Below are 8,222 nucleotides of genomic sequence, written 5' to 3'. Positions count from 1 at the left end.
CACCCCACCCGCGCCGGACACGCCCGCCGTCCCCCTGAGCACCCTGCTCGCCGACACCGACCTGGGCCTGCGACAGATCGCAGGGCCCGGGGAGGACCGCCTCGTCGGCACGATCGGCACCACGGAGCTGGAAGACCCGGCTCCCTACCTGCTCGGCGGCGAACTCCTCCTCATCGCCGGCGTCCGCCTCCCCGACACAGCAGACGGCATCGACTCCTACGTACGGCGCGTCGTCCAGGCGGGCGTGGCGGCGCTCGGCTTCGGAGTCGCCCCCGTTCACGACGAGGTCCCGCCCGCCCTGGTCATCGCCTGCGACCGGCACGGACTGCCCCTGCTGCGGATCCCGCCCGGGACCCCGTTCGTCGCCGTCAACCATGCCGCCCACGCGGCCATGGCCGAGGCCAGGCACCAGGAGTTGCGCCAGATCTCCGAGGCCCAGGCCGCCCTCGCCACGGCCGCGGCCCGCCCCGACGCGCTGAAGGCGGTCCTGCAGCAGCTCGCCGCGCGTCTCGGCGCCTGGACCGTGCTCCTGGACCCGCTCGGCAACGAACTCCTCTCCGCCGGTACCCGGCCGGAGCCGCCCGCCGCAGTGCGACTACGCGGACTCGCGGCGCGCACCACCGCCCAGGTGCGATCCCGCGCCGCCGGTGGGCGGCCGCAGCCGCCGACGGCAGCGGCCGAGCATCACACCGCGTTCCACCTCACGGTGCACACCCTCCCCGCCGAGATCGCCGCCGGCCCGTTCGCCCTTGGCGTCGCATCCGCCTCGGCCCCCACCGCCGTGCACCGTTCCGTGGTCGGCACCGCTCTCGTCCTGCTGTCCCTGCTGACCACCCCGCGCCACGCCCTGGGCACCGACACGCGCAGCGCCGCGGCTCTGGTCCGCCTGATGTTCGGTGAGAACCCCGTCGACGTGGCGCCGCTCCTGTCGTCGCCGACACGTGCGGTGGACAGCTGGGTCGTGGTTCACGGCCGCCTCGCCGGGCCGGGCCCCTGGGCAACGTCGCGCCCCGGCGGCGACCCCGTGCAGCTGGCCGCCCTCGGCACCGCCCTGACCACCCCCTACCTCGACATCGACGGCACCGGCCTGCGCGCACTCGTCCCCAGCACCCCTGGTTCCTCGCTGCCCGATCTCGCGCCGGTCGCCCGCCTGGGCTGGACACTCGGCATCAGCTCACCCGTCGCCGCCGCCGACCTGGTGATCGCCGACAGACAGGCCGACCGCATGCTGCGCCACGCTGTGGCCACCGGCATGTCCTCGGCACAGCACCGCACGCAGGACCTGACCATGCACTCCCTGGTCAGCCCCGTCGATGCCGCCGCCCTCGCACAGGCCCGCTTCGCCCCCTTCGCCGAAGCCCCCGCACCCGGCCCCGCCGTTCTGCTGGAGACCCTGCGCACCTGGCTCGCCCACCACGGCAACTGGGACCGCACGGCCGCCGCTCTCGAACTCCACCGCAACACCGTGCGCCGACGCATCGCCAAGTCCGCCGAACTGCTGGACGCCGACCTTCAGGACCTCGACGTCCGGATGGAACTGTGGTTCGCCCTCCGCTGGCTCCCCGGCGAACGGTCCGCCGGGGAACGGTCCGCCAGGGAACGGGACAGCCACTCACCCCGCTGAACCGGCCTCGTCCTGAAGGGCGCCATGCCGGCCGAGCAGGTCGGTGCTGTCGGCCCACTGATCCACGCTTCCCACCAGCGGGAGCGTGCGAAGGTCAGGGTCCGTGACGGTACGCGCGAGCGCCTGCGCGAAACGCTCGGCCTGCAGGACCAGGAAAGGGCGCGAGTGGTAGGGACGACGCGTCGGGTCCACCGGCTCGATGAGCCCGGACGTGTTCTGCAGCGAAGCGACGGCCTCGTAGGCATCACACAGGTGCGCTTCCCGGGTCGGGTAGTCCGTCGCCGCCAGCACACCGCGCAACGCCGGGGTGAGCGACTCGGCCACCGACAGCCTGCTGAACGCGCTGCCGAGCCACTTGCCGTAGGGGGCGTAGCGGCGCTCCAGCAGCAGGCACAGGCGCATCAGGTCCCGCACCAGACGGGCGGCCACGACGGCCGACCCGATGTCGTCACCGACTTCCGCGCAACGCCCCACGAACGCCTCTTCCTGCGAGAGGCGCTGCCACTGGCACGCCAGCAGGTACCGCCACACCTGCTCCGGGTACCACTCCAGCCCGCGCCGGCAGGCGGTGAGCGTGCCGAGCCCGTCGTGGAACACCGCGCCACCGGTGGTCTCGGCGAGCTTCTGCTGCGGTACGGCCAGCCAGTCACGCACACTCAGCGCCACCCCGGCCGCACGTACTCCGAGCTGCTCGGCCAGCCAACCGTCCACGTCGTACACGTCCACGCGGTGGTTGACCGGGCCATCGGTCGGCTGCATACGGCCGACCGGATCCAGCGGATCGTCGCTCTCCTGGAAGTGGGTGGGCCAGCCCCGCACCTGCTTCGGCAGCCGCACGGCCAAGGCGCCACGGATGGCCGCACCAAACTGAGCGTGCTCCTCGGCGGTCAGGAAGATCTCCAGCCGCGGTCCCCATTCGTGATCCGCCGACCGTGGTGTGTCGAAACCCAGCACTTCGGACCCGCTGCCGATCCGTGCGGCGGCGTACCGCAGTCCCGGAAGGACATCCCGGAGGATCGGTCGTACCGCCTCCTCGTACAGGACCTCGGACAGCTCGATGCCGGGCATGAACCTGGCGCCAGAGATCGTCATGGCCCAACTGTGCTGGACCACGTCGCCCCGAGACCATCGGTTATCCACGCCCAGGCCCGCCCAGTCGGCCCCCGCCCGACGGTTCACCCGCATGGCCCGGCTGGTTCGCGGTGGCGCACGGCACGACACACGATCGTTGCCATGCGACCGGTACGCGCCCAGGTGGTGCGGCGGTCCGCCCCGTTCCAGAGGAAGAGGTGTGCCGGATGGCAATCTCCCCAGCCGTGTCGACGATCCCGGACGGTGTCTCCACCACCGCGTTCGACGGGTCCCGAGTGCGGGTCGTGCTGATGCTGGACATCCATGACGGAACCCAGCAGGAGTTCCTCGACGCCTACGAGCACATGTGCGAGCAGGTCGCCTCCGTGCCCGGGCACATCAGTGACCAGCTCTGCCAGTCCGTCGACAACCCCACCCAATGGCTCATCACCAGCGAATGGGAGAGCGCACCGCCCTTCCTCGCGTGGGTCAACAGCGAGGACCATCTGGAAATGGTCAAGCCCCTGCAGGGCTGTGTCCGTGACACCCGCTCGATGCGCTACACCGTCCTGCGCGAGACCTCCGGCAAGGGCCGCAGGGCACGTGTCACGTCCCGGGAACGGCTGCAGTCGGCGCCGCGCCTGGGCGGCAACACGGTCCGGCAGGCGCTGACCTTCACCGTCAAGCGCGGCAGCGAGCCCAAGGTCGCGGAGATCCTGTCCGGTTACGAGTCGCCCGAGTCCCAGGTGGACGACACCACCCGGCTGCTCCGTACCTCACTGTTCATGCACGGCAACCGTGTCGTCAGAGCGGTCGAGGTACAGGGCGACATGCAGGCCGCGCTGCGGCACGTCGCCCGCCAACCCGAGATCCGCGCCGTCGAGCAGGCCCTCGACCCGTATCTGGAACAGGAACGGGACCTCAGCGATCCGCAGTCCGCGCGGCTGTTCTTCACCCGGGCTTCGCTCCCCGCCGTCCACCACGTGGCGTCCGGCCGCAGTGAGGGCCTGCACGTGCAGCGGTGCGCGTTCTTCTACCCGGCGATGCCCGGGAGCGGCCACGCGCTGGCCCACCTTCTGTCGCAGCAGGACGTCACCTCCATGAGCGACCCGGCCGGTCCGGTGCTCGCCTGCACCGTCTTCCACCGCGACGACCTCGTCGTCCGGCTCGTCGACATGGAGGACGAACCGGAGAACTCGCCCGGCGCCGCGCTGGCCCTGCACACGTCCGCCGTCGTCGCCGAGGCGGGGAGTCTGCTGGATGCCGGAGCACTCGGCCTCGGGGAGGCCCCGACGGACGACCGGGCACTGCCGCGGCTCTTCACCCGCGCCCGGATGAAGCCCCTCACCGACCGCCGGGCGCCGGCCTCCTGACCAGGGCGCCGCACGCCCGCAGCATCGTCCCGCACCTTCGCAGCATCCTGTTCCGGGAGAACCGACATGGCAGAACAGCACGCACGCATCGTCGACCTCAGCGACATCCCGCACAACCGCCGTCGCGGCGGCGACCTCCGTGCCATGCTCACGCCCACCACGGTGGGGTCGACCAGTGGATTCATGGGCGTGGCCATCGTGCAGCCCGGGGAGCGCATCGGCGAGCACTACCACCCGTACTCCGAGGAGTTCGTGTACGTCACCGACGGCGCCTTCGAAGTGGACCTGGAGGGCGAGCCCCATGCGCTGCGGCCCGGCCAGGGGCTGCTGATCCCGCTGAACACGCGGCACCGCTTCCGCAACGTCGGCGACACCGAGGCGCGCATGGTCTTCCACCTGGGCCCGCTGGCTCCCCGGCCGGAACTCGGTCATGTCGACACGGAGGAGACGGAAGGGACCGCGCAGGCCGAGGTGGTCTCATGAACCGGCGGGTCGCCGTCACCGGAGTCGGTGTCGTCGCCCCGGGCGGCATCGGCATACCCCAGTTCTGGGACCTGCTGTCCAACGGGCGTACGGCGACGCGCCGCATATCCCTCTTCGACCCGGTGGGCCTGCGCTCACAGATCGCGGCCGAGTGCGATTTCGAGCCGTCTGCGCACGGCCTGGACCACGAGACGACCCAACGATGCGACAGATACGTGCAGTTCGCGCTGGTCGCCGCCACCGAGGCGGTCCGCGACGCGGAACTCGACCTTGAGCGGACGGACCCGTGGAGAGCGGGGGCCAGCCTGGGGAGCGCGGTGGGCGGCACCACGCGCCTGGAACACGACTACGTCCTCGTCAGCGCGAACGGCGCACGATGGGACGTCGATGAGCGGCGGGCGGAGCCGTCACTGCACCGAGCCTTCACCCCGAGCACCCTCGCCTCCGCGGTCGCCGAGGAGTTCGGCGTCCACGGTCCCGTGCAGACCGTCTCCACGGGGTGCACGTCCGGGCTGGACGCGGTGGGATACGCGTACCACTCCATATCCGAGGGCCGCGTCGACGTATGCCTCGCGGGCGCCGCGGACTCCCCGATCTCGCCGATCACGATGGCGTGCTTCGACGCCATCAAGGCGACCTCTCCGAACAACGACGACGCCGCACACGCCTCTCGCCCCTTCGACGCCCACCGGGACGGGTTCGTCATGGGAGAAGGCGCCGCGGTCCTGGTCCTGGAGGAACTCGAGCACGCGCGTGCCCGAGGCGCCCGCGCGTACTGCGAGATCGCCGGATACGCGACGTACGGCAACGCCTACCACATGACCGGGCTCACCAAGGAGGGCCTGGAGATGTCCCGGGCGATCGACGGCGCCCTCGCCCAGGCCCGCCTGGACGGCCGCGACATCGACTACGTCAACGCGCACGGCTCGGGGACCAAGCAGAACGACCGGCACGAGACCGCGGCGGTCAAGCGGTCCCTGGGCGAGCACGCGTACGCGACACCGATGAGCTCGATCAAATCCATGGTGGGCCACTCGCTCGGCGCGATCGGCTCCATCGAGGTCGCGGCCTGCGTACTCGCCCTGTCCCACCAGGTGATACCTCCGACGGCCAACTACGAGACGCCGGACCCCGAGTGCGACCTGGACTACGTGCCCCGCGTGGCACGCGAGCGGAGCCTGCGCCACGTGCTGTCGGTGGGGAGCGGCTTCGGCGGGTTCCAGTCCGCGGTCGTGCTGACCGGCCCAGAGGGGAGGCGGCAATGAGCAGTCAGAGCCGCAGGCGCAACGCGGTCGTCACCGGCCTCGGTGTGGTGACACCGCACGGAATCGGTACCGACGTGTTCTGGAAGACGGTCAAGGAGGGCGGCAGCAGCCTCGCGCCCGTCGGCAAGGAAGGCTGCGAACACCTCCCCCTGCGGATCGCGGGCGAGGTACGCGACTTCGACGCGGACGCCCTGATCGAGGGGACGTTCCTCGTCCAGACCGACCGGTTCACGCACTTCGCGATGGCTGCGGCCCAACTGGCCCTGAACGACGCGGGTTTCGGGCGTGCCGACATCGACTCGCCCTACTCCGTGGGCGTGTTCACCGCCGCGAGCTCCGGCGGCGGCGAGTTCGGCCAGCGCGAACTGCAGAAACTGTGGGGGCAGGGACCACGCCACGTGGGCCCCTACCAGTCCATCGCCTGGTTCTACGCGGCCAGCACCGGTCAGATCTCGATCCGCAACGGCTTCAAGGGCCCCTGCGGTGTCGTGGCCGGTGACGAGGCCGGCGGCCTGGACGCCCTGGCGCACGCCACCCAGGCCGTGCGGCGCGGCACCGACACGGTCGTCGTCGGCGCGACCGAGGCCCCGCTGGCCCCGTACTCGATCGTCTGTCAGCTGGCCTACCCCGAGCTGAGCCGCAGCGACGACCCGCAACGCGCCTACCGGCCCTTCACCACCGCCGCCTGCGGGTTCGTGCCCGCCGAGGGAGGAGCCATGCTCGTGGTGGAGGAGGAGCGGGCGGCGCGCGAACGCGGGGCCGAGCCGCGAGCGACCGTGACCGGACACGGGGCCACGTTCACCGGTGCCTCCCGCTGGGAGGACTCCCGGGCCGGGCTGGCCCGGGCGATCAGTACCGCGCTGGCGGAGGCCGACTGCCGCCCGGAGGACGTGGACGTCGTGTTCGCGGACGCCCTCGGCGTGCCCGAGGCCGACCAGGCCGAGGCACTGGCCCTCACCGACGCGCTCGGCCCGCACGCACGGCGCGTGCCGGTCACCGCTCCCAAGACGGGAACGGGGCGCGCCTACTGCGCGGCACCGGTGCTCGACGTGGCGACGGCGGTCCTCGCCATGGAGTACGGGGTGATCCCGCCCACGCCCAACGTCTTCGACACCTGCCACCACATCGACCTGGTGGTGGGTCGAGCACGCCCCACCGAACTGCGCACGGCACTGGTGCTCAGCCGCGGACTCATGGGCTTCAACTCGGCGCTCGTCCTGCGTCAGGGCTCCGTTCCGTCCCCCGAATGAAGGAGTGCATCCGTATGACCGACCAAGTGGACCACCAGGTGACCATCGAGGATCTGGCCGAGCTGATGAAACGCTCCGCCGGAGTCAGCGTCGACCCCCTCATCCTCGAGGAGGAGGCCGGTTCCGGCTGGGACACGTTCGGCCTGGACTCCCTCGGTCTCCTGGGCATCGTGGCCGAACTGGAGAAGCGCCACGGCACGGGCCTGCCCGAGCAGATGGAGCGTTGCACGACACCCGAAGAGTTCCTCGCCGTCGTGAACGGCGCACTGGCGAAGGGAGCATGACATGGCCGGCCACACCGAGAACGAGATCACCATCGCGGCACCGCTGGACCTGGTCTGGGACATGACCAACGACATCCAGAACTGGCCGCGGCTGTTCAGCGAGTACTCCTCCGTCGAGGTGCTCGACCGCGACGGACACCGCACCACGTTCCGGCTCACCATGTACCCCGACGACGAGGGCCGGGTGTGGAGCTGGGTGTCGGAACGCGTAGCGGACCGTACGACGCGCACCGTCTGGGCCCATCGCGTCGAAACCGGCCCCTTCGAGTACATGAAGATCCGCTGGGAGTACGCCGAGACACAGCACGGCATCCGGATGGACTGGATCCAGGACTTCGCGATGAAGCCGGACGCTCCCGTCGACGACACCGCGATGACGGAGATCATCAACCGCAACTCCCGCAAGCAGATGGCCCTCATCCGCGACCGGATCGAGCGGGCCGCGGGCGAACGACGCGGCGCCGCGGTCCTCACCGACTGAAGGGGGACTCCCTGATGCACCACACCCTGATCGTCGCCCGCATGGCTCCCGGCGCCGCACCGGACATCGCCGACGTCTTCTCCGATTCGGACCGCGGCGAACTGCCCCACCTCATCGGAGTCACCCGGCGCAGCCTCTTCGAGTTCGGTGACGTGTACCTGCACCTCATCGAGAGCGACCGCGACCCGGCTCCCACCATCGCCAAGCTGGCCGGCCACCCGGAGTTCCGCGAGGTCAGCGAGCGGCTCTCCCCGTACGTCTCCGCCTACGACCCGGAGACCTGGCGGAGCCCCAAGGACGCGATGGCACGCTGCTTCTACCGCTGGGAACGGGACAGGGCGGGCGGCTGAGACGCCGAAAAGGGTGGCGGGACACAGCAGATGCTGTGTCC

The 8,222-nt window shown here is 71.0% G+C and carries 9 protein-coding genes; 8 read left to right on the top strand and 1 reads right to left on the bottom strand.

Annotation, left to right across the window (positions count from 1 at the left end; translation table 11 throughout):
* On the top strand, nucleotides 1-1,624 hold a 1,624-nt coding region (locus tag FNH08_RS37935; protein WP_228034602.1), incomplete at its 5' end, for a PucR family transcriptional regulator.
* Here FNH08_RS37935 and FNH08_RS37930 read toward each other — a convergent pair.
* Nucleotides 1,613-2,716: a DUF4037 domain-containing protein gene (locus FNH08_RS37930; protein WP_152776073.1), complete on the bottom strand. Its 1,104-nt coding sequence runs from the start codon at nucleotides 2,714-2,716 to the stop codon at nucleotides 1,613-1,615. The two genes, FNH08_RS37935 and FNH08_RS37930, sit on opposite strands and share 12 nt — an antisense overlap.
* A 206-nt stretch (nucleotides 2,717-2,922) precedes the next feature.
* Here FNH08_RS37930 and FNH08_RS37925 point away from each other — a divergent pair, with 206 nt between their 5' ends.
* From FNH08_RS37925 to FNH08_RS37895, 7 genes are all read left to right on the top strand, one after another.
* Nucleotides 2,923-4,068: a SchA/CurD-like domain-containing protein gene (locus tag FNH08_RS37925; protein WP_152776072.1), complete on the top strand. Its 1,146-nt coding sequence runs from the start codon at nucleotides 2,923-2,925 to the stop codon at nucleotides 4,066-4,068.
* A 66-nt stretch (nucleotides 4,069-4,134) separates the two neighbouring features.
* The gene (locus FNH08_RS37920; RefSeq protein ID WP_152776071.1) at nucleotides 4,135-4,551 is read left to right on the top strand and encodes a cupin domain-containing protein; all 417 of its coding nucleotides are present in this window, start codon (nucleotides 4,135-4,137) and stop codon (nucleotides 4,549-4,551) included.
* On the top strand, nucleotides 4,548-5,816 hold the full coding sequence (locus tag FNH08_RS37915) for a beta-ketoacyl-[acyl-carrier-protein] synthase family protein (RefSeq protein WP_152776070.1): 1,269 nt from the start codon (nucleotides 4,548-4,550) through the stop codon (nucleotides 5,814-5,816). The genes FNH08_RS37920 and FNH08_RS37915 overlap by 4 nt, the downstream gene beginning before the upstream one ends.
* Nucleotides 5,813-7,066 carry a ketosynthase chain-length factor gene (locus FNH08_RS37910; RefSeq protein WP_152776069.1) on the top strand — a complete coding sequence of 418 codons (1,254 nt, stop codon included), beginning with the start codon at nucleotides 5,813-5,815 and terminating at the stop codon, nucleotides 7,064-7,066. Before FNH08_RS37915 ends, FNH08_RS37910 begins: the two co-directional genes overlap by 4 nt.
* 14 nt (nucleotides 7,067-7,080) lie before the next feature.
* Complete coding sequence (locus tag FNH08_RS37905; RefSeq protein ID WP_152776068.1) at nucleotides 7,081-7,350, top strand: acyl carrier protein; 270 nt, start codon at nucleotides 7,081-7,083, stop codon at nucleotides 7,348-7,350.
* A gap of 1 nt (nucleotide 7,351) precedes the next feature.
* Nucleotides 7,352-7,831 (top strand): SRPBCC family protein, encoded by a 480-nt coding sequence (locus FNH08_RS37900; RefSeq protein ID WP_152776067.1) that lies wholly within the window; start codon nucleotides 7,352-7,354, stop codon nucleotides 7,829-7,831.
* A 14-nt stretch (nucleotides 7,832-7,845) separates the two neighbouring features.
* A complete protein-coding gene (locus tag FNH08_RS37895) occupies nucleotides 7,846-8,181 on the top strand; it encodes a TcmI family type II polyketide cyclase (protein WP_152776066.1) in 336 nt (111 codons plus the stop codon).
* The last annotated feature ends 41 nt before the right edge of the window (nucleotides 8,182-8,222 follow it).

The organism is Streptomyces spongiae, assembly GCF_009377185.1.
In the GTDB taxonomy this organism is placed as follows: Bacteria; Actinomycetota; Actinomycetes; order Streptomycetales; family Streptomycetaceae; genus Streptomyces; species Streptomyces spongiae.
The sequence above is the reverse complement of the archived record's forward strand: the minus strand, read 5'-3'. Positions and strand labels throughout refer to the sequence as shown.